At 72.6% G+C, this 18,892-nt stretch carries 22 protein-coding genes; 16 read left to right on the forward strand and 6 right to left on the reverse strand.

What is annotated here, in order from left to right:
- Positions 1–413: 413 nt before the first annotated feature.
- Positions 414–713: a hypothetical protein gene (locus ACF1GV_RS10085; protein WP_391679242.1), complete on the reverse strand. Its 300-nt coding sequence runs from the start codon at positions 711–713 to the stop codon at positions 414–416.
- Between the two features lie 470 nt (positions 714–1,183).
- Between ACF1GV_RS10085 and ACF1GV_RS10090 the strand changes: the two genes are divergently transcribed.
- Positions 1,184–3,139 carry a DUF5107 domain-containing protein gene (locus ACF1GV_RS10090; RefSeq protein WP_391679240.1) on the forward strand — a complete coding sequence of 652 codons (1,956 nt, stop codon included), beginning with the start codon at positions 1,184–1,186 and terminating at the stop codon, positions 3,137–3,139.
- Positions 3,140–3,158: 19 nt separating this feature from the next.
- On the opposite strand, the gene ACF1GV_RS10095 is transcribed toward ACF1GV_RS10090, so the two are convergent.
- Positions 3,159–3,509 carry a VOC family protein gene (locus ACF1GV_RS10095; RefSeq protein ID WP_391679238.1) on the reverse strand — a complete coding sequence of 117 codons (351 nt, stop codon included), beginning with the start codon at positions 3,507–3,509 and terminating at the stop codon, positions 3,159–3,161.
- 113 nt (positions 3,510–3,622) lie between these two features.
- On the opposite strand from ACF1GV_RS10095, the gene ACF1GV_RS10100 reads away from it, so the two are divergent.
- Entirely contained in the window at positions 3,623–4,105 is a 483-nt protein-coding gene (locus ACF1GV_RS10100) for a phage holin family protein (RefSeq protein WP_391679237.1), read from the forward strand.
- 47 nt (positions 4,106–4,152) lie between these two features.
- On the opposite strand, the gene ACF1GV_RS10105 is transcribed toward ACF1GV_RS10100, so the two are convergent.
- On the reverse strand, positions 4,153–5,106 hold the full coding sequence (locus tag ACF1GV_RS10105) for an LLM class F420-dependent oxidoreductase (protein ID WP_391679235.1): 954 nt from the start codon (positions 5,104–5,106) through the stop codon (positions 4,153–4,155).
- A 659-nt stretch (positions 5,107–5,765) separates the two neighbouring features.
- Here ACF1GV_RS10105 and ACF1GV_RS10110 point away from each other — a divergent pair.
- From ACF1GV_RS10110 to ACF1GV_RS10170, 13 genes are all read left to right on the forward strand, one after another.
- A complete protein-coding gene (locus tag ACF1GV_RS10110) occupies positions 5,766–7,241 on the forward strand; it encodes an NAD(P)/FAD-dependent oxidoreductase (RefSeq protein WP_391679233.1) in 1,476 nt (491 codons plus the stop codon).
- Positions 7,238–9,085 (forward strand): transketolase, encoded by a 1,848-nt coding sequence (locus ACF1GV_RS10115; protein WP_391679231.1) that lies wholly within the window; start codon positions 7,238–7,240, stop codon positions 9,083–9,085. Before ACF1GV_RS10110 ends, ACF1GV_RS10115 begins: the two co-directional genes overlap by 4 nt.
- Positions 9,082–10,008 (forward strand): non-homologous end-joining DNA ligase, encoded by a 927-nt coding sequence (gene ligD, locus ACF1GV_RS10120; protein WP_391679229.1) that lies wholly within the window; start codon positions 9,082–9,084, stop codon positions 10,006–10,008. Before ACF1GV_RS10115 ends, ligD begins: the two co-directional genes overlap by 4 nt.
- A gap of 100 nt (positions 10,009–10,108) precedes the next feature.
- Positions 10,109–10,501: a gas vesicle protein gene (locus ACF1GV_RS10125; protein WP_391679228.1), complete on the forward strand. Its 393-nt coding sequence runs from the start codon at positions 10,109–10,111 to the stop codon at positions 10,499–10,501.
- A gap of 58 nt (positions 10,502–10,559) precedes the next feature.
- Entirely contained in the window at positions 10,560–10,982 is a 423-nt protein-coding gene (locus ACF1GV_RS10130; protein WP_391679226.1) for a gas vesicle structural protein GvpA, read from the forward strand.
- Positions 10,979–11,752: a GvpL/GvpF family gas vesicle protein gene (locus tag ACF1GV_RS10135; RefSeq protein WP_391679223.1), complete on the forward strand. Its 774-nt coding sequence runs from the start codon at positions 10,979–10,981 to the stop codon at positions 11,750–11,752. The genes ACF1GV_RS10130 and ACF1GV_RS10135 overlap by 4 nt, the downstream gene beginning before the upstream one ends.
- Before the next feature lie 4 nt (positions 11,753–11,756).
- Entirely contained in the window at positions 11,757–12,020 is a 264-nt protein-coding gene (locus ACF1GV_RS10140; protein ID WP_391679221.1) for a gas vesicle protein GvpG, read from the forward strand.
- Entirely contained in the window at positions 12,017–12,673 is a 657-nt protein-coding gene (locus ACF1GV_RS10145; RefSeq protein ID WP_391679219.1) for a DNA primase, read from the forward strand. Before ACF1GV_RS10140 ends, ACF1GV_RS10145 begins: the two co-directional genes overlap by 4 nt.
- Complete coding sequence (locus ACF1GV_RS10150; RefSeq protein WP_391679217.1) at positions 12,670–13,854, forward strand: SRPBCC family protein; 1,185 nt, start codon at positions 12,670–12,672, stop codon at positions 13,852–13,854. The genes ACF1GV_RS10145 and ACF1GV_RS10150 overlap by 4 nt, the downstream gene beginning before the upstream one ends.
- The gene (locus tag ACF1GV_RS10155; protein WP_363261923.1) at positions 13,851–14,189 is read left to right on the forward strand and encodes a gas vesicle protein; all 339 of its coding nucleotides are present in this window, start codon (positions 13,851–13,853) and stop codon (positions 14,187–14,189) included. Before ACF1GV_RS10150 ends, ACF1GV_RS10155 begins: the two co-directional genes overlap by 4 nt.
- Positions 14,186–14,989, forward strand: coding sequence for a GvpL/GvpF family gas vesicle protein (locus tag ACF1GV_RS10160; protein WP_391679214.1), 804 nt, complete (start codon positions 14,186–14,188; stop codon positions 14,987–14,989). Before ACF1GV_RS10155 ends, ACF1GV_RS10160 begins: the two co-directional genes overlap by 4 nt.
- On the forward strand, positions 14,986–15,195 hold the full coding sequence (locus tag ACF1GV_RS10165) for a gas vesicle protein (RefSeq protein ID WP_391679211.1): 210 nt from the start codon (positions 14,986–14,988) through the stop codon (positions 15,193–15,195). The genes ACF1GV_RS10160 and ACF1GV_RS10165 overlap by 4 nt, the downstream gene beginning before the upstream one ends.
- Before the next feature lie 11 nt (positions 15,196–15,206).
- A complete protein-coding gene (locus tag ACF1GV_RS10170; RefSeq protein ID WP_363262268.1) occupies positions 15,207–15,470 on the forward strand; it encodes a gas vesicle protein K in 264 nt (87 codons plus the stop codon).
- Between the two features lie 59 nt (positions 15,471–15,529).
- On the opposite strand, the gene ACF1GV_RS10175 is transcribed toward ACF1GV_RS10170, so the two are convergent.
- The 3 genes from ACF1GV_RS10175 to ACF1GV_RS10185 all read right to left on the reverse strand — a co-directional run bounded on the left by ACF1GV_RS10175 (position 15,530) and on the right by ACF1GV_RS10185 (position 18,170).
- Entirely contained in the window at positions 15,530–15,700 is a 171-nt protein-coding gene (locus ACF1GV_RS10175; protein WP_361627216.1) for a hydrophobic protein, read from the reverse strand.
- Between the two features lie 42 nt (positions 15,701–15,742).
- Complete coding sequence (locus ACF1GV_RS10180; RefSeq protein ID WP_391679209.1) at positions 15,743–16,564, reverse strand: methyltransferase domain-containing protein; 822 nt, start codon at positions 16,562–16,564, stop codon at positions 15,743–15,745.
- A gap of 112 nt (positions 16,565–16,676) precedes the next feature.
- Positions 16,677–18,170 carry a bifunctional phosphatase PAP2/diacylglycerol kinase family protein gene (locus ACF1GV_RS10185; protein ID WP_391679207.1) on the reverse strand — a complete coding sequence of 498 codons (1,494 nt, stop codon included), beginning with the start codon at positions 18,168–18,170 and terminating at the stop codon, positions 16,677–16,679.
- A gap of 63 nt (positions 18,171–18,233) precedes the next feature.
- Here ACF1GV_RS10185 and ACF1GV_RS10190 point away from each other — a divergent pair, with 63 nt between their 5' ends.
- Entirely contained in the window at positions 18,234–18,890 is a 657-nt protein-coding gene (locus tag ACF1GV_RS10190; RefSeq protein WP_391679205.1) for a histidine phosphatase family protein, read from the forward strand.
- Positions 18,891–18,892: the final 2 nt, after the last annotated feature.

The following is an 18,892-nucleotide window of genomic DNA, read 5'->3' on the forward strand; positions in this document are numbered from 1 at the left end:
GCCTGCCGCCCGGCCCGGAACAAGACCATCGTCGCCAACGACGGCCGGCCGCAGCCCGCGTCGGAGGCCCTGGGCCAGGGTCGGCCATGACTGCCCAGGACCTCCGGCTGCCCGGCCACAGCCTGGCAGCCGGAGACCCTCGATGCGCCGTGAGTGCGGATCCAGGACCACTGCACGCGTGGGCCACGTGACCAACGCCCGCAGCTCTCCGCAGGACACGCTCATGTCAGCGTCGGGTATCGATGGACCCTAGAGGGGGACCCGCCACGAGTACCCTTCCCGCCGACGGGACGTACGTGTCGGCGTACACCTGAACGTAGTCCGTACGCCGACAGTACGGATCTGGTGCGTCACTGACGAAGCCCGGGCAGCATGTTTCGTCCGTCTCGTCTCAGGTTCCCGGAACCGGCCTCTCAGCCACCGCCCCCGACGATCCCGCCAATTCCTCCAATAATCGCGGTGGCAAGACTCGGCGTGATGCCTTGTTCGTTATGGATGGTGACATGATCTGCCCCACAGATCACCGTGACCTGCGCGTCGCCGTCCGTCGTCTTGGTGCCGTTGCCGCACTTATTGCCCTCGTCGGCACCGCGGGCCTGCTGTCCAGGCCGGTCCGCGCCGAATTGACCGGACGCGCTGGCAGCCGTCGCCGATGCTCCGACCAGGGCCAGCGACGCAAGCATCAAGCCAGGCAGCCTCATCGCCTTGCGCATGGGATCTCCATCTCCCGTCCCCTTGGGCAGGGAACGCATGCGCTAAGCATTCACCGGATAAGTCGTATCCTGGTCGAAATCGGTACCGTGCCAATAAGATTTGCGCACTCGATCCCCTGAACAGCTCAGTCAGCCAAGGGCAAGTGCCTTGGAGAAGCGTGCTGGCGTCGTGGACCCCCACGGTCACCGCTCCCGGCCCGGCCTCCAGCCGAACCTGGTCACCCCGCCGACATGCCGCACCGCGGGCTTGTACTCCTCATCATGTCCCCGAACAGATCGCATCATCTGCCGAGATCCAAAGAGCCCCAACACCCCGCAGCGTTGCCAGTTCTCATCGACATGTTCGGGCCCTGTGATCGCTAAGTGCTGTCCAAAACCGTCGTTGCCCGCTCCCACCTACAGAACCACCGGCGACTTTGCGCAACCCTGACCCGCAGCGGCCCTGGCCGGATCACCGGGCAACCGCTTCCATGGTGATCGTGACGACGATCCGACGTGAGGTACTGACCCTGCCCGCCGCGGACCTCGGCCCGGACAACCCGCTGCCCGCGCTGCGCCCCCTGGACGAGATGCACCGCATCGACGACCGCGACAAGGAGGATCTGCCGCGCGACATGGCCCGCCAGATCGGCTACGCCCCGCTGACCAGCCTGCTGCCCGTGCGGGTGCGCGACGGCTACGGCCGCGACCGCGCACCGCGCCGGCTCGACGCCCTAGTCATCGAGAACGACCGCCTGCGCGCCACCGTCCTGCCCGGCCTCGGCGGCCGGATCGTCTCCCTGCTGCACAAGCCGACCGGGCGCGAACTCCTCTACCGCAACCCGGTGTTCCAGCCGGCCAACTTCGCCCTCAACGGCGCCTGGTACTCCGGCGGCATCGAGTGGAACATCGGCGCCACCGGCCACACCACCCTGTCCTGCGCACCCCTGCACGCCGCCCGCGTCCCCGGCCCGGACGGCACCGACATGCTGCGGCTGTGGGAGTGGGAGCGGCTGCGCGACCTGCCCTTCCAGGTCGACCTGTGGCTGCCGGAGGGCTCCGACTTCCTGTACGTCGGCGTCCGTGTCCGCAACCCGCACGAGCGACCCCTGCCCACCTACTGGTGGTCCAACATCGCCGTCCCCGAGGAGTGCCGGGTCCTCGCCCCGGCGAGCGAGGCCTACCACTTCGGTTACGAGCGCCGACTGCGCCGGGTTCCGGTACCGGCGTACGACGGCGCGGACCGCAGCCACCCGCTGGGCAGCCCGTACGCCGCCGACTACTTCTACGACGTGCCCGAAGGGCGCCGGCGCTGGATCGCCGCGCTGGACGAGAGCGGCCACGGGCTGGTGCAGACCTCCACCGACGTGCTGCGCGGCCGCAAGCTGTTCGTGTGGGGCCATCTGCCCGGCGGCCGCCGCTGGCAGCAGTGGCTCACCGAACCCGGCACCGGCGGCTACTGCGAGATCCAGGCCGGCCTCGTCCGCACCCAACTCGAGCATGTGCGGCTGCCGGAGGAGAGCGAGGTCTCCTGGCTGGAGGCGTACGGTCCGTTCGACGCCGACCCCGAGGGCGAGTGGGACGCCGTCGTCGACCGGGCCGAGGCCCACCTGGCGGCCGTACTGCCGCCCGCCGAGGTCGACTCCGCCTACGCCGCGTGGCTGCCGAACGCCGACGCCGAACCCGCCGAGACGCTCGCCGTCGGTTCCGGCTGGGGCGCGCTGGAGGTCCTGCGCGGCGGCTTCAAGCTGCCCGGCACTCCCTTCGCACAGGCCACCCTCGGCAAGGAACAGGAACCCTGGCTGGCGCTGCTGCACACCGGGGCGCTGCCCGAGCCGGGCGGGGAACGGCCGCCCGGCGAGAGCCTCGTCGCCCCGCACTGGCGGGACATGCTGGAGACCGCACCGGCCCGTCCGCACACCGAGTACCACCTCGGCGTCGCCCAGTGGCACGCCGGCGACCGCGCCCAGGCCGTGCGCAGCTGGGAGCGGGCGCTGCCGCTCGCCCCCTCGCGGTGGCCGCTGCTGCGCTGCCTTGCCGTCGCCGACCGGGAGGGCGGCCACGGGGAGCGGGCCGCCGAGCGGTACGCCGAGGCCTTCGACGACCTGTGCCGGGAGCGGCGCGACACCGGCCCCGAGTGGACGGCCGTCGGCGCCGCGCTCGGCCGCGAGGCCATCGAGGCGCTGCTCGCCGCCGGGCGTACGGACGCGGCGCGTGCCGTGTGGGAGCGGCTGCACCCCGGCACCCGGGAACTCGGCCGGTTCCGGCTGACCGAGGCGGCCCTGCTGCTCGCCGAGGGCAGGACGAACGAGGCGCGGGGCGTGTTCGACGCGGGCTTCGAGGTCGCCGACCTCAGGGAGGGGGACGAGGTGATCGGGCGCCTGTGGGCCCGGATCGCCGGCGAACCCCTCCCTCAGCGGTACGACTTCCGCATGCGGCCGTCCTGAGCCGTCGGGGCCGCGGCTGCTACGGGCGGCGGCGGTCCATGTACTCGTACACCGCCCCGTCCGGGTGGCGAGCGATCAGATTGCGACCCGCCGGCGTCGGCACCGGGCCGGCCACGATCTCCGCGCCCAGCTCGGCGAGGACGGTGTGCGCCTCGTCCACGTCGGCGACCGCGATCGTCGCCGCCACCTTGCGCAGCACTTCGATCTCCGCCGCCGGGCCACTCATCAGCAGGAAGCAGCCGATGGCGGCGACCTGGACGCCGCCCCGCTCGAAGCGGAGGGCTCTGCCGCCCGCGAGCCGCTCGTAGAAGGGGATGGCGGTGTCGAGGTCGTCTACGCAGACACGGAGTGAGGCACCCTGGATCTCCATACGGCAGAGCCTAGTTGGGCGCGCCCGGACCGGTGATCGTTTCACCCGATCCCCACGACCGGCGGGCCGGCTGCACGCCGTTACGGCCCTGCGGCGCCGGGTACCCGAACGGTATGAAACCGCTGGATCACCTGGAGCATCTGGACAAGCACCTGGTCGACGAGCTGGCGCAGGTGGCCCGCGAGACCGTCCGCGACGAGCTGCGGCGCCAGACGCGAGAGAGGCGCCGCACCGCCCTGCTGTACGCGGCGTCCGGCGCGGCCGCGCTGTACGCGGGGGCGGCACTCGCGCTCGCCGTGGGACTGGCGCTCGCCCTCGGCCTGCCCGGCTGGGCCGCCGCGCTGATCACCGCCGCGATCCTGGGTGCCGCGGCCTACGCGCTGCGGAGTGCCGCGCGGCCGTCCGCCGGCCCACGGGGCGGGGCCGAGCACGCCGTCGGCACCGCGCCGGCCGCGCCGGAGCCCGGAGCGGCCCCTCCGTACCCGCCGATGCCGCCCGTCGCGCCCGCCGCGGGCACTCCGGAGCCCGGGGCGGCCGGGCCGGCCGTGCCGCGCCCGGACGACGCCGACCCCGCCTCGCCCCACCATCGGGCCTGACACCGGGCCCGACGGCGAGCGCGGACGCGCCTGTCACGCCGGACGTGTCAGGTCAGCTGCGGCAGCACCTTGGTGCGATAGAAGTCGAAGAAGCCGCGCACGTCCGGGCCGATCTGGTTGACGTAGACGACGTCGAAACCGGCGTCCGCGAACTGGCGCAGCTCGGCGACGTGCTCGTCCACGTCGGCGCCGCACACCCGGTTCTCGCGCACCATGTCCTCGGTGACGAGCTGCTGGGCCTGTTCGAAGTGCTTGGGGGAGGGGAGCACCTGGGAGAGTTCACCGGGCAGCTGCTCGTTCGCCCACAGACGGTGGACCGTGCGGACGGCGGCGTCCTTGTCGGTGTCATAACAGACCTTGGTACCGCCGCTGACGAGCTTCGCCCCGCCGCCGCCCTTGCGGTACTGCTCCACCATCGAGGCGTCCGGGGCGATCGTGATGTAGCCGTCGCCCACGCGGGAGGCCAGCTTGACGGCGGCCGGGCCGAAGCCGGAGATGTCGATGGCGACGGGCTCGTCGGGGACCGTGTACAGGCGGGCGTTCTCCACGGTGTAGTGCGTGCCGTGGTGGTTGACCTCCTCGCCGGTGAACAGGCGGCGCATCACCTGGATGGCTTCCTCCAGCATCTCCAGGCGTACGTGGGCCGGGGGCCAGGGGCCGCCGACGATGTGCTCGTTGAGGGCCTCGCCGGTGCCCACGCCGAGGCGGAAGCGGCCGTTCGTCATGACCGCGCTGGTGGCGGCGGCCTGCGCGACGACGGCGGGGTGGATGCGGACGGTGGGGCAGGTGACAGCCGTCTCGATGGGCAGCGAGACGGCTTCGGAGAGGGCGCCTATCACCGACCAGACGAACGGGCTCTGGCCCTGCGCGTCGTTCCACGGGTGGTAGTGGTCCGAGATCCACAGCGCCTGGAAACCGGCCTGCTCGGCCATCCTGGCCTGCTCGATCAGCTCCGCGGGGCCGTACTGCTCGCAGGAGAGGAAGTAGCCGTACTGGGGCATGGGCGGCGCCTCCGGGGGTGGGGGGTGGGTGGTCGGTGGGGCGAGTACCCAGGGCTCCGCCGGTGCAACGGGGGTGGGTGCGGTTGGCTGGGGCTGCGCCCCGGTCTCCCTTTGGGGGGTGTTGGCCCACCCGCCAGCCCGTCTCGGTCGGGCAGGAGGTGCCGTCGCGGGGCTGCGCCCCGGACCCCCTTCGGGGTGTTTGCCCACCTGCCCGCCCGTCTCGGTTGCGCAAGAGGTACGCCACGGGGCTGCGCCCCGGACCCCCTCTGGGGCTCCGCCCCTCGCCCGGCGGGGGCCTGCGCCCCCTGCACCCTCGGCACGCTCCCCGAGGGCCGGAGTGCGTCCGCCCGATCCGGCGGGACAGCGTCCGTCCTCCTGCCTGGCGAGACAGCCTCCGCCCCCGCCCCTGGCGGGACCGTGTCCGCTCACCCCCGTCGGGACCGCGCCCGCTCACCCCCGTCGGGGCCCACGTCTCACCCACCCCCGCCGGGACCACGGTCGGCTCACCGGAGCAACCAGGTCCCCCCTCGCCGGGACCACGTCCTGCCCACCCTTGGGCAACCACGTGCCGCCCACGCCGGGACCACGTTTGGCCAACCCCCGGAGGGAAACGCGGGGAGGCGGTGCGTTGTGTGCGGGACGGAGAGGGTGAGGACGTCGTGGGTCGACCCCGGGTGGTGATTGTCGGTGGGGGGTTCGCCGGGTACCGGGCCGCTCGGGTGCTGGGGCGGATGGCCCGGGGGCGGGCCGAGATCACGCTCGTCAATCCGACCGACTACTTCCTGTATCTGCCGCTGCTGCCCCAGGTCGCCGCCGGGATCCTCGAGGCGCGCCGGGTGACCGTGTCGCTGACCGGGACGCTGCGTGGGGTGCGGCTGGTGCTCGGGGAGGTCGGGCGGGTCGATCTCGACGCGCGGACCGTGCACTACACCGGGCCCGAGGGCGACAGCGGTGCCGTGGCGTACGACCGGCTCGTCCTGGCCGCCGGCAGTGTCAACAAGCTGCTGCCCGTCCCCGGTGTCGCCGAGCACGCCCACGGCTTCCGCGGGCTGCCGGAGGCCCTCTATCTTCGTGATCACGTGATCCGGCAGATCGAGCTGGCCGCCGGCGGGGACGACCCATCCGCCTGCGCCGCCCGCTGCACCTTCGTGGTCGTAGGCGCCGGATACACGGGTACCGAGGTCGCCGCGCAGGGGCAGCTCTTCACCGATGCGCTGGTGCGCAACCACCCCTTGCGTCACGGCATGCGCCCGCGCTGGCTGCTGCTCGACGTCGCCGAACGTGTCCTGCCCGAGCTGGACGAACGGCTGTCGCGCACCGCGGACCGCGTACTGCGCGAGCGGGGCGTCGACGTGCGGATGGGGACCTCCGTGAAGGAGGCCACCGAGCGGGGTGTCCTGCTCACCGACGGCGAGTTCGTCGACACCCGGACCCTGGTGTGGTGCGTGGGGGTCCGGCCCGATCCGCTCGCCGAGTCGCTGGGCCTGCCGCTGGAGCGCGGACGGCTCCTCGTCGAGCCCACCCTCCGGGTGCCGGGGCGCCCCGAGGTGTTCGCCTGCGGTGACGCCGCCGCCGTACCGGATCTGGACGAGCCGGGGTCGTACACCCCGATGACCGCCCAGCACGCGTGGCGGCAGGGGAAGGTCGCCGCGCAGAACGTGGCTGCCTCGCTGACCGGCGGCGCGCTGCGGTCCTACCGGCACCGGAACCTGGGGTTCGTCGTCGACCTCGGCGGCGCGCAGGCCTCCGCCAATCCGCTGGGGCTTTCGCTGTCCGGGCCGGTCGCGGGGCTGGTCACCCGCGGTTACCACCTCGCGGCGATGCCCGGCAACCGGGTGCGCGTCGCCGCCGACTGGTTGCTCGATGCCGTACTGCCCCGCCAAGGCGTCCAGTTGGGACTCGTACGGTCCTGGTCGGTGCCCCTGGACACGGCCTCCCCGGAGCTGGCCCGGACACCCGGGGCGCCCCGGCGGCAGGAGCCCGCGCCCGCCCAGCGGCCCGGGCCCGACGCCCTCGACGCGGACCGTCCCGCGCCCGGGCCGGTCAAGCGCATCGACGAACCCCGCACGGAAGAAACCCGCACCGACGAAACCCGCACCGACGAAACCGATACCGACGCTCAAGGAGACACATGAACACCGGTGAACTCGTCGAACTCGGCCAGCAGTTGCGCGTGGACAGCGTGCGTGCGGCCGCCGCCGCGGGCTCCGGGCACCCGACGTCCTCGATGTCCGCGGCCGATCTGATGGCCGTCCTGCTCGCCCACCATCTGCGCTACGACTTCGACCGGCCCGACCATCCCGGCAACGACCGTTTCGTGCTCTCCAAGGGCCACGCCTCACCGCTGCTGTACGCCGCGTCCAAGGCCGCCGGGGCGATCGGCGACGAGGAACTGCTGACCTTCCGCAAGCTCGGCAGCCGGCTCGAGGGGCACCCGACCCCGCAGCGGCTGCCCTGGGTGGAGACGGCCACCGGTTCGCTCGGGCAGGGCCTGCCCGTCGGCGTCGGCATCGCGCTGTCCGGCAAGCGGCTGGAGCACGACGGCTACCGCGTATGGGTCCTCACCGGCGACAGCGAACTCGCCGAGGGGTCGGTGTGGGAGGCCGCCGAGCACGCCGGCCACGAGCATCTCGACAACCTGATCACGATCGTCGACGTCAACCGGCTCGGGCAGCGCGGACCCACCCGGCACGGCCACGACCTCGACGCCTACGCCCGCCGCTTCAAGGCCTTCGGCTGGCACACGATCGAGATCGACGGCCATGATGTCGACGCCGTCGACCGGGCCTACGGCGAAGCCCTGTCCACCGCCGGGCAGCCCACCGCGATCATCGCCCGCACCCTGAAGGGCAAGGGAGTCGAGGGCGTGCAGGACCGGGAGGGGCTGCACGGAAAGCCGCTGCCGGAGGCCGAGGAGGCCATCGAGCAGCTCGGTGGGAAGCGCGACCTGCGGGTGCAGGTGCACGAGCCGCCGACGGTCACCGTGGTGCGGTCCGCGACCACCTCGCCCTACGAGCTGCCCCGCTGGGACAAGGGCGAGGAGGCCGCCACGCGGGACGCCTACGGCAAGGCCCTCGCCGCCCTCGGACACGGGCGCGGCGACATCGTCGCGCTCGACGGCGAGGTCGGCGACTCCACGCGGGCGGAACTGTTCGCCAAGGAGCACCCTGAGCGGTACATCGAGTGCTACATCGCCGAGCAGCAGATGGTCGCGGCCGCCGTCGGCGTCGCCGCGCGCGGCTGGGTGCCGTACGCCGCGACGTTCGCCGCCTTCCTCACCCGCGCCTACGACTTCGTGCGCATGGCCTCCGTCAGCGGCTCCGGCATCAATCTCGTCGGTTCGCACGCCGGGGTGGCCATCGGGCAGGACGGGCCGTCCCAGATGGGCCTGGAGGACCTGGCGATGATGCGGGCCGTGCACGGCTCCACGGTGCTGTACCCCTGTGACGCCAACCAGACGGCGAAGCTGGTCGCCGCCATGGCCGACCTGGACGGCATCCGCTATCTGCGCACCTCGCGCGGCAAGAGCGCGGTGCTCTACGGGCCCGACGAGGAGTTCCCCGTCGGCGGCAGCAAGGTGCTGCGCTCCTCCGGCGGGGACCGGCTGACGATCGTCGCGGCCGGGGTCACCGTGCCCGAGGCTCTCGCCGCCGCGGACGCGCTGGCCGCGCAGGACATCGCCGTACGGGTGATCGATCTGTACTCGGTCAAGCCCGTGGACGCCGAGACGCTGCGGCGGGCCGCCGAGGACACCGGCTGTCTGCTCACCGTCGAGGACCACCACCCCGAGGGCGGGCTCGGCGACGCAGTGGCGGAGGCCTTCGCCGACGGGCGGCCCGTGCCGCGACTGGTCCGGTTGGGGGTGCGGAACATGCCGGGCTCGGCCACGCCCGAGGAGCAGCTGCACGCCGCCGGCATCGACGCCGAGTCCATCGCGGCGGCCGGGCGGCTGCTGGTGGGGGAGGCGGTCGTGCGGTGAGCGACGGCGACACGCGCACGGTGCGGGCCGGGCGCCGGCGTGTGCCGGTGCACCGGCCCGGCAAGGTGCTCTTCCCGGGCGACGCGGGCGCCAAGGAGTACACCAAGGGCGATCTCGTCGACTACTACCGGTCCGTCGCCGCGTTCATGCTGCCGCATCTGCGCGGCCGGCCGCTGATGCTGGAGCGGCATCCCGACGGCGTCGACGGGCCCCGGTTCATGCAGAAGAACACGCCGGAGCACTATCCGGAGTGGATCACCCGCGTCGAGCTCCCGAAGGAGGACGGCACGGTCTGCCACACGGTCTGCGACGACACCCCCAGCCTCGTCTACCTCGCCGACCAGGCCTGTCTCACCTTTCACCGCTGGCTCTCCAGCACCGGCAGTATCGACGCGCCCGACCGGATGGTCTTCGACCTCGACCCCTCCCGTGACGACTTCTCGGCCGTCCGGGAGGCCGCCCGCCGACTGGGCGACCTGCTCGACGAGCTGCGCCTGCCGTCCGCCCCGATGACCACCGGGTCGAGAGGACTGCACATCGTCGTCCCCCTGGCCGGCCATCAGGACTTCGACACCGTACGGCAGTTCGCGCGCGACGTCGCCGAGCTGCTCGCCGCCGAGCACCCCGACCGGCTCACCACCGCCGCCCGCAAGAAGGACCGCCGCGACCGGCTGTACCTGGACATCCAGCGCAACGCCTACGCGCAGACCGCCGTCGCCCCGTTCACCGTGCGGGCCCTGCCCGGTGCGCCCGTCGCCGTCCCCCTCACCTGGGACCAGCTGGACGACCCGGGCGTCGACGCCCGCCGCTGGACCATCGCCGACGCCGTCGACCAGGCCCGCACCAACCCGTGGGCCGGTCTTATGAACAGGGGCCGCACGCTGGGGCCCGCCCGGCGCCGCCTGGACGCGCTGCGCGGTTGACGGGCCACTCCGTGCGATCGAAGCCGCTCGTGCCGCCCGCGCCTGCGTTCGTGAAGGTTTGGCCATGGCACGAGCGGCCACACGGAGGAGAGAGGTGGCCATGGCGAACACAAAGAACACGCGAGATTCGCAGAATTCACCGAACGAACCCGAAGAGCGGGAACCCGACGAGGAGCGGAAGCCCGCACCAGAGCGGAAGCCCGCACCAGAGCGGGAGACCGCCGAGGAGCGGCCCCGTCCGATGGAGGTGCTCCGCAACGCACGGGCCCAGCTCGCCGAGCTGACCGGTATGAATCCGGAGTCCGTGTCGTCCTTCGAGCAGACGGAGGACGGCTGGGCGCTGGAGGTCGAGGTCCTCGAACTCGCTCGGGTCCCCGACACGATGAGCCTGATGGCGAGCTACCAGGTGGAGCTGGACCCCGAGGGGCAGCTCACCGGTTACCGGAAGGTCCGTCGTTACGAGCGCGGCCGGGCGGACGCCCGCGGCCGGTAGTCAGCTCGCTCTCGACGACCGAACACACACGATCACGACAGAAGGAGGCACGGTCGGTATGACCGTTGTCCCGGCACAGCAGTCCGGCGGCGGAGGCGGCAGCAGCGGCCTCTACGACGTTCTCGAGCTCGTCCTCGACAGGGGGCTTGTCATCGACGCGTTCGTGCGGGTGTCCCTCGTCGGCATCGAGATCCTGAAGATCGACGTACGGGTCGTGGTGGCCAGCGTCGACACCTACCTGCGCTTCGCCGAGGCGTGCAACCGGCTCGACCTGGAGGCCGGGCCGCGCAAGGCCCCCGGCCTGCCCGACCTGGTCGGCGAGATCACCGAGTCCGGCGCGCGCGGCAAGTCCAAGGGCGCCCTGTCCGGTGCCGCGCAGACCATATCGGACGCCTTCAAGGAGGCGCGCGGCGAGGGAGAGACCGAGGAGCGGCGGCCCCGCAAGAGCACGGCCGCCCGCCGGAAGGAGGAGCAGGAGTGAGCACGTACGTCTACGGCATCACGGCGAGTTCCCACCCGAAGCTCCCCGAGGGGATGGACGGCGTCGGCGAGCCCTCCCTTCCGGTCCGCATCCTCAGGGCGGGTGAGCTGGCGGCCGTCGTCAGTGACGCCCCCGAAGGGCTGCGGCCCAAGCGGCGCGACCTGCTCGCCCACCAGAACGTGCTCGCCGAGGCGGGCGCGGCCGGCTGCGTGCTGCCCATGCGGTTCGGCAGCGTCGCCCCCGACGACGACACCGTCACCGCGGTGCTCACCGAGCGCGCCGACCACTACAAGGAACGGCTGCGCGCCCTCGACGGCCGCGTGGAGTACAACGTCAAGGCCAACCATGTGGAAGAGGCGGTCCTGCACCGGGTGATGTCCGAGAGCCCGGAGATCCGCACCCTCGCGGAGGCCAACCGACAGGCGGGTGGCGGGAATTACGACGACAAGCTGCGCCTCGGTGAGATGGTCGCCGCCGCCGTGAAGGCCAAGGAGGCCGAGGACGGCACCGCCCTGCAGCGCCTCCTGGAGCCGGCCGCCGACGCGGTCAGCGCGGGGCCGGAGTCCACCGGCTGGCTGGCCAACACGTCGTTCCTGGTCGAGAAGGACAGCGCCGAGCATTTCCTGGCCGCCGTCGAGCAGGCCCGCACGGACATGCCGCAGCTGGAGATCCGCGTCAACGGCCCGCTGCCGCCCTACAGCTTCGTCGACCCGGGCCCGGCCGAGCACACGGCCACCCTGGCCGGCAGCGCGGACACCGAAGAGGGGTGACGCCATGGGCCTGCTCGGTGAGGTGCTTCTGCTGCCGTTCGCCCCGGTGCGCGGCAGCGCGTGGGTGATGAGACAGGTGCTCCAGGAGGCGGAGCGGATCTACTACGACCCGGCCACCATACGGACCGAGCTGGCCCGCCTGGAAGAGCGGCTGGAGGCCGGAGAGATCAGCGAGGAAGAGTTCGACCGTCAGGAGGACGAGCTTCTCGACCGGCTGGAGACGGCGACGCGCGCGAGCGCGGGAACAGGTGAGTGGACAGCGCAATGAACCGAGTCGGACTGGGCCTCGCGGTAGGGGCCGGATACGTCCTTGGACGTACCAAGAAGGCGAAGCTGGCGATCGCCGTCGGCAGCATGGTCGCCGGCAAGCGGATGAACCTCAGCCCGCGCATGGTCGCGGACCTGGTGAACCAGCAGCTCAAGAACAATCCTCAGGTCAAGGAGATCGGGGACCAGCTGCGCGGTGACCTGCGAGGCGTGGGCAAGGCGGCCTCCGGCGCCCTCGTCGAGCGGCAGATCGGCGCCCTCGCCGACCGGCTGCATTCCCGTACGGCCGATCTGCGCGATCAGACCTCCGGCGGCTCGGGCCGCGGTGAGCGGGACGAGGAGGACGAGGAGCCGGAGGACGACGCCGAGGACCGGGACGAAGACCGGGACGAAGACCGGGACGAGGGCGCCGACGACGAACCGGAGAGGTCGCGCGGCGAGCGCGACGCCCCGGCGAAGAAGGCGACCGGCTCGGCTCGCAAGGCCAAGAAGGCGGCCAAGAAGGCTCCGGCCAAGAAGGCCGCCCCCGCCAAGAAGACCGCCAAGAGGGCGCCGGGCCCCGGCGCCGCTGCGAAGAAGACCGCCTCGGCCGGTAAGACGGCCGAGAAGACCGTCGGCCGGGACCGGCAGGCGAAGGGAGGCGGTGAACGATGACCGATACCCTGGGAGCGGCCGGTTCCGCCGGTCGGGACGCGGCAGGCGCCGCCGGGAACGCGGCGGGCAAGAACCCGCTCGCCGACCTGGCGCACAGCGAAGCCGCCGACCGGCTCAAGGCCGAACTGCAGGACTACCTCGCCGCCCAGGCGACCCGGATGCTCAGCGGTGTCGGGCACAAGCTCGGCGAGACCACCCTGAAGCTGAACGACATCGCCGAGGGCAAGAGCCCGGGCTTCGCCAAGCTGGCTCTCGACGGCGGTCGCAAGATCGCCGAGGGCAAGGGCCCCCTCCGCACGGCGCTGGAACTCGGCGCCTCCCGAGCCAAGGACAGCGTGATGGGCAAGCTGAAGGGCCTCGGCGGCGGCAAGAAGGGCGGCAAGGGCCGCGCCGGCAACAAGCCGACCGTGATCATCGAGCACATCGACGTCGGGGTGCCGCTGCGTACCGCCTACGACCAGTGGACCCGGTACCAGGACTTCAGCACCTTCGCCAAGGGCGTCAAGAGCGCGAGCCGCGCCGACGACACCCATTCCGACTGGCAGGCCAAGGTGTTCTGGTCCAGCCGCAGCTGGAAGGCGACCACCACCGAGCAGATCCCCGACCAGCGCATCGCCTGGACGTCGGAGGGCGCCAAGGGCACCACCAAGGGCGCGGTCACCTTCCACCGGCTCGCGGACAACCTCACCCGCGTCCTGCTGGTGATCGAGTACTACCCCTCCGGCCTGTTCGAGAAGACCGGCAACATCTGGCGCGCCCAGGGCCGCCGGGCCCGTCTCGACCTGAAGAACTACGCCCGCTTCATCACCCTCAAGGGAGAAGTGGACGAGGGGTGGCGCGGCGAGATCGAGGACGGCGAGGTCGTCCGCAGCCACGAGGAGGCGCTGGAGGCTGAGGAAGCGGAAGGCGACGAGGCCGAGGACGAGAACGGCGGCGAGGAGACCTCCGAGGCCGAGGACCAGGCTCCCGAGGCCGAGGAGCAGGCCCCCGAGGACGAGGACCAGCAGGCCTCCGAGGACGAGGAGGAGGACGAGGACGAGGAGCCGTACGACGAGGAGGAGGGCGAGTACGAGGACGAGGAAGAGGAGGAGGAGGACGAGGACGAGGGCGCCGGGGACGCCGATGAGGAATACGAGGAAGAGGAGGAGGACGAGGACGAGCACTCCGGGAGCCGGCGATGACCACACCCAGCCCGATGGCGGGCCGGATGCCCGAGCCCTACGGGGGCGGCAGCGGAGCCAACCTCGCCGACATCCTCGAGCGCGTCCTGGACAAGGGCATCGTCATCGCGGGTGACATCCGGATCAACCTGCTCGACATCGAACTGCTCACCATCAAGCTGCGGCTCATCGTCGCCTCCGTGGACAAGGCCAAGGAGATGGGCATCGACTGGTGGGAGACCGATCCGGCGCTCTCCAGCCGCGCCCGCCGCGACGAACTCACCCGCGAGAACGCCGAGCTGCGGGCCCGGCTGGCGGAGCTGGAGCCCGGACGAGGCCAGGAGGAGGCCCCATGACCGGACTGCGGTACGTCTACGCCGTGTGCCGCCCGTTCAGCGCGCCACTCCAGGCGCAGCTGACCGGGGTGGGCGGCGCGCCGCCCCGGCATCTGACCCACCACGGCCTGGTCGCCGTCTACAGCGAGGTCCCGGCGCGGGACTTCGCCGAGGAAGCGCTGCGCGCGCATCTGGAGGACCTCGACTGGGTGACCGAAACGGCCCGCGCCCACCAGGGCGTGATCGACGCGCTGACCGTGGTCACCACCCCGCTGCCGCTGCGCCTGGGCACCGTCTTCCACGACGACAGCGGGGTGCGCACCATGATGGAGGCCCGCGAGCGCGACTTCCGGCGCACCCTGGACCGGCTCCAGGGCAAGGTCGAGTGGGGCGTGAAGGTGTACGCGGAGGCGCAGGGCGAGGAGGCGCAGCGCGGGGTGCCGTCACCGCAGGCCTCCTCCGCGGCGGCGCCGGCCGCGTCGGGGCGGGACTATCTGCGCCGGCGCAGCATGAGTGCCAGGGCGCACGAGGACATGTGGCAAAAGGCCGAGGAATTCGCCACGCGGCTCCATGCGTCCCTTTCCGCGCATGCCGACGATTCCCGGGTGCACGCACCGCAGAACCCGGCGCTTTCCGGGGCCGCCGGACGCAATGTGCTCAATGCGGCCTATCTGGTGCCGCGGGCGGCGTCCGAGGAATTCGTGGAACTCGTCGACCGGACCAAGGACGACGTCCCGGGAATGCGCGTGGAACTCACGGGCCCCTGGGCCGCCTATTCGTTCGTGGAGACCCCGCGGCCGGTGGGGGAGGGGTCCGGGTGACCGTCGTCCAACGCCGTGAGATCGCGCTCGTGGACCTGCTGGACCGGCTGCTGGCCGGCGGGGTGGTGATCACGGGGGACATCACCCTGCGCATCGCCGACGTCGATCTGGTGCGCATCGACCTCAACGCGCTGATCAGCTCGGTGAACGCCCAGGTGCCCTCGCCGTTCGATCCTCTGGTTCCGTCGCGCAAGGAGCTGCCGTGACCGACCGTCACATGGACCTCGATCCCGACACGGTGGAACGGGACCTGGTCAAGCTCGTCCTGACCGTCGTGGAGCTGCTGCGTCAGCTCATGGAGCGCCAGGCCGTGCGCCGCTTCGACGAGGGCGACCTGAGCGAGGAGCAGGAGGAGCGCATCGGGCTGACCCTGATGCTGCTGGAGGACCGCATGGCGGAACTGCGCGACCGCTACGGACTGCGGCCCGAGGACCTCAATCTGGACCTCGGGCCGCTGGGACCGTTGCTTCCTCGCGACTGACCTCCCCGGGAAAGCCCCGGGGAGGCCGGTCCCGGCCGGGAGTCGGGCTCCCGGTCACCTCACCACCTGTACCAGCGGCCCCTGCCGCCCGCCGCGCTCGTGCTCCGCAGCAGGAACCCCAGCAGCCACACAACCAGAACCGCCAGCGCGATCCACCAGAGAACCTTCACTGCGAATCCGAGACCGAAAAGGACGATCGCCAGAAGCAGTACCAGCAGGATGGGAACCATAGTCTGAACCTCCTGCTTTCCGGGTTTCCCGAAAAAGGGGATTCAGACTTCCTTGCGGCACAGAATTTCGCCGTGCAGGACCGCGAACCAGCCGTCCTGGTGCTTTCCCCATTCCCGCCAGCCGGCCGCCACGGCGGCCAGCTCCGCCTCGGTGGCGTGCCCGCCGGCGACGGCCAGCCCGGCGAACGCGGAGGCCGTCGTGCGCTCCGCCCACAGACCGCTCCACCACCGCCGTTCCTCGGTCGTGGCGAACGTCCAGGTGGCGGAGGACGCGGTGACGTCGGTCAGGCCCGCCGCGCGCGCCCACGCCGTCAGCCGGCGCCCCGCGTCCGGTTCGCCGCCGCCCGCGCGGGCGACCCGGTGGTACAGGGCCAGCCAGTCGTCCAACGCGGGCAGCTGCGGATACCAGGTCATCGCCGCGTAGTCCGCGTCGCGGACCGCGATGAAGCCGCCGGGCTTGGTGACCCGTGCCATCTCCCGCAGCGCCTGGACCGGGTCGCTGACGTGCTGCAGCACCTGGTGGGCGTGGACCACGCAGAAGGTGTCGTCCGGGTAGTCCAGGGCGTGGACGTCGGCGGTGGCGAAGTCGACGTTCGTCAGGCCCCGCCGGTCGGCCTCGGCCCGCGCCTGCTCCAGGACGCCCGCTGCCCGGTCGACGCCGGTGACGTGTCCGTCGGGGACCAGCGCGGCCAGGTCGGCGGTGATCGTGCCGGGACCGCAGCCGATGTCCAGGATCCTCATGTGGGGCTTCAGCACGCCGAGCAGGTAGGCCGCCGAGTTGGCGGCGGTGCGCCAGGTGTGCGATCGCAGCACCGATGCGTGGTGCCCGTGCGTGTAGACGGCCGTCTCCTGCGCTTCCGACATGGCTGTGCCCCTCCTCGTCGAACCCGGCCGGACGCCCCGGCCGGTGCTCGCCACGGTACGCGCGTCGGCCGCATGATGAGATAGGCGTATCGCCATATGGTCTGACGGTGTGTCAGTGGATGACCGCGGGCCGGTAGACGGTCAGCGCCTGCGGCAGCTTCTCCACCGTCACCTCGCCGTGCACCTCGGCCACTTCACCGTCGTACGCGAGCAGCGTGCCCGGGGCGACACCGGCCAGCCGCAGCCGGGGCACCTGCACAGCGGCGTGTGCCGGGGAGCGGGTCAGCGGGCCGGCGACGGCGGCGGCCAGCAGCCGCAGCGCCGGATGGCGCCCGCCGTGCACGACCCGCACGTCCAGTTGCCCGTCCGCCAGGTCCAGGCGGCGGCCCGGGGCGAGGCCCATGCGGTGGTAGGTGCCGTTGCCGACGAACAGCAGCCACAGCGGGTGCGGCCGGCCGCCCACTTCCGCCTCAAGCGGATGCCGGTCGGCGCGCAGCACGCGCAGCGCCGCCAGCACCCCGGCCGGCCAGCCGCCGACGCGGCGCGCCCAGCGGTCCCGCTCGCGCACCAGCTCCGGATACACACCGAGGCTGAGGGTGTTGACGAAGATGCCGCGCTGCTCGCCGGAGGTGAACCGGCCCACGTCCACGCGCACCGCCTCGCCCCGCGTCAGCGCCCCGGCCAGATCGCGGACGTCCTCCAGACCCAGGTCGAGGGCGAAGTGGTTCAGCGTGCCGCCCGGCAGCACCGCGAGCGGCAGCCCGTGGCGCAGGGCGACCTCGGCGGCCGTGTTCACCGTGCCGTCGCCGCCGCACACGCCGAGCGCGACCGCCCGCGCCGCCGCCTTCTCCAGCTCCGCCGGCGCGTCCTGCGGCGCGCACTCCACGACCTCGGCGCCCGGCAGCGCGTTCCGCAGCGCCCGCACCCGGTCGGCGGTCCCAGCGGCGGTGTTCGCCACCAGCACCAGGCCCCGCCCGTCCGGCAGCACTGGGGCGTCCGCCCGCGGCCGGGCCGACGGCGCCAGCTGCCCCCGGGTGGGCGCCAGACCCCGTACGGCGAAGGCGGCGCCCGCGCCGAGGGCCGCGCCCGCCAGCACGTCGCTCGGGAAGTGGACGCCGGTGTAGACGCGGGACATCGCCACCGAGAACGCCACCGGCGCCACGGCCGCGCCCCAGGCCGGGGACTCCAGCGCCACCCCGGTCGCGAAGGCGGCCGCCGACGCCGCGTGGCCCGACGGGAACGACGTGGTGATCGGCTGCCGCTTCAGCTGCCGCACCAGCGGAACCGGGTCCAGCACCGGCCGGTCGCGGCGCACCGAGCGCTTGCCGAGCGTGTTGACGGTCAGCGAGGCGAGCGTCAGCGAGGCCACGCCGCGGGCGGCGGCCCGGCGGCCGCGGGGGGTGCGGCTCGCCGCGATGGCGGCCGCCGTCGCGAACCAGAGCAGTCCGTGGTTGGCGCTGCGGCTCAGCCGGGGCAGCACCGGCCCGGCGGCCGGCCAGTGCCGCTCGGCGGCGAACTCGAAGAGACGGCAGTCCAGGGCGAGCAGCTTCTGCCGCAGGGGGTGCCCCTCGGACCGGGGCGCGGTGAGGTCGACATCGGGACTCATACCCTGGCGATTACCCTGAAGTGGCCGTTTGCCGACCGGGGGGCCACACCGCACGGAGACCGTATGCGTCTGCTGCTCGTCCGCCACGCCGAGACCCCGTCCAACGTGCGCCATCTGCTGGACACGGCGGCGCCCGGGCCCGCGCTGACGGCCCTAGGCGAACAGCAGGCCGCCGCGCTGCCCGACGCGCTGGCGGGCGAGGACATCACGGCGCTCTACGTCTCCCCCCTGATCCGCACCCGGCTCACCGCCGCCCCGCTGGCCGCCGCCCACGGCCTCGACGTGCGCGTGCGTGACGGCATCCGGGAGGTCACGGCCGGCGACCTGGAGATGCTGCCCGGTGACAGTCCCCAGGCTGAGCTGTACATGAAGACCGTGTTCGCCTGGGCGGCCGGGGACACCGCGCTGCGCCTGCCCGGCGGTGAGAGCGGCGAGGAGGTGCTGGAGCGCTTCGACACGGTGGTCGCCGAGGCCACGGCGACCGGCGCCAGCACGGCCGCCCTGGTCAGCCACGGCGCCGTGATCCGTCTGTGGACCGCGGCCCGCGCGGCCAACGTCGACGTCCCTTTCGCCGCCGCCCATCCCCTGCGCAACACCGGCGTGGTGGCCTTGGAGGGCAGCCCGTCCGCCGGCTGGACGGCACTGACCTGGGCGGACGAGACGGTGGCGCCGTCGGGCGAGGCGGGCCCGACGGGGGAGGCCGTCCCGGCCGTCGAATGACG

This window comes from Streptomyces sp. NPDC014006 (genome assembly GCF_043088925.1).
GTDB lineage: Bacteria > Actinomycetota > Actinomycetes > Streptomycetales > Streptomycetaceae > Streptomyces.

Coding starts and splice junctions, on each gene's coding strand:
- ACF1GV_RS10085 (WP_391679242.1), bottom strand. CDS start 713: ATGCGCAAGGCGATGAGGCTGCCTGGCTTGATGCTTGCGTCGCTGGCC.
- ACF1GV_RS10145 (WP_391679219.1), top strand. CDS start 12,017: ATGAACCGAGTCGGACTGGGCCTCGCGGTAGGGGCCGGATACGTCCTT.
- ACF1GV_RS10180 (WP_391679209.1), bottom strand. CDS start 16,564: ATGTCGGAAGCGCAGGAGACGGCCGTCTACACGCACGGGCACCACGCA.
- ACF1GV_RS10125 (WP_391679228.1), top strand. CDS start 10,109: ATGGCGAACACAAAGAACACGCGAGATTCGCAGAATTCACCGAACGAA.
- ACF1GV_RS10170 (WP_363262268.1), top strand. CDS start 15,207: ATGGACCTCGATCCCGACACGGTGGAACGGGACCTGGTCAAGCTCGTC.
- ACF1GV_RS10090 (WP_391679240.1), top strand. CDS start 1,184: ATGGTGATCGTGACGACGATCCGACGTGAGGTACTGACCCTGCCCGCC.
- ACF1GV_RS10175 (WP_361627216.1), bottom strand. CDS start 15,700: ATGGTTCCCATCCTGCTGGTACTGCTTCTGGCGATCGTCCTTTTCGGT.
- ACF1GV_RS10105 (WP_391679235.1), bottom strand. CDS start 5,106: ATGCCCCAGTACGGCTACTTCCTCTCCTGCGAGCAGTACGGCCCCGCG.
- ACF1GV_RS10155 (WP_363261923.1), top strand. CDS start 13,851: ATGACCACACCCAGCCCGATGGCGGGCCGGATGCCCGAGCCCTACGGG.
- ACF1GV_RS10150 (WP_391679217.1), top strand. CDS start 12,670: ATGACCGATACCCTGGGAGCGGCCGGTTCCGCCGGTCGGGACGCGGCA.
- ACF1GV_RS10190 (WP_391679205.1), top strand. CDS start 18,234: ATGCGTCTGCTGCTCGTCCGCCACGCCGAGACCCCGTCCAACGTGCGC.
- ACF1GV_RS10100 (WP_391679237.1), top strand. CDS start 3,623: ATGAAACCGCTGGATCACCTGGAGCATCTGGACAAGCACCTGGTCGAC.
- ACF1GV_RS10130 (WP_391679226.1), top strand. CDS start 10,560: ATGACCGTTGTCCCGGCACAGCAGTCCGGCGGCGGAGGCGGCAGCAGC.
- ACF1GV_RS10115 (WP_391679231.1), top strand. CDS start 7,238: ATGAACACCGGTGAACTCGTCGAACTCGGCCAGCAGTTGCGCGTGGAC.
- ACF1GV_RS10140 (WP_391679221.1), top strand. CDS start 11,757: ATGGGCCTGCTCGGTGAGGTGCTTCTGCTGCCGTTCGCCCCGGTGCGC.
- ACF1GV_RS10185 (WP_391679207.1), bottom strand. CDS start 18,170: ATGAGTCCCGATGTCGACCTCACCGCGCCCCGGTCCGAGGGGCACCCC.
- ACF1GV_RS10160 (WP_391679214.1), top strand. CDS start 14,186: ATGACCGGACTGCGGTACGTCTACGCCGTGTGCCGCCCGTTCAGCGCG.
- ACF1GV_RS10095 (WP_391679238.1), bottom strand. CDS start 3,509: ATGGAGATCCAGGGTGCCTCACTCCGTGTCTGCGTAGACGACCTCGAC.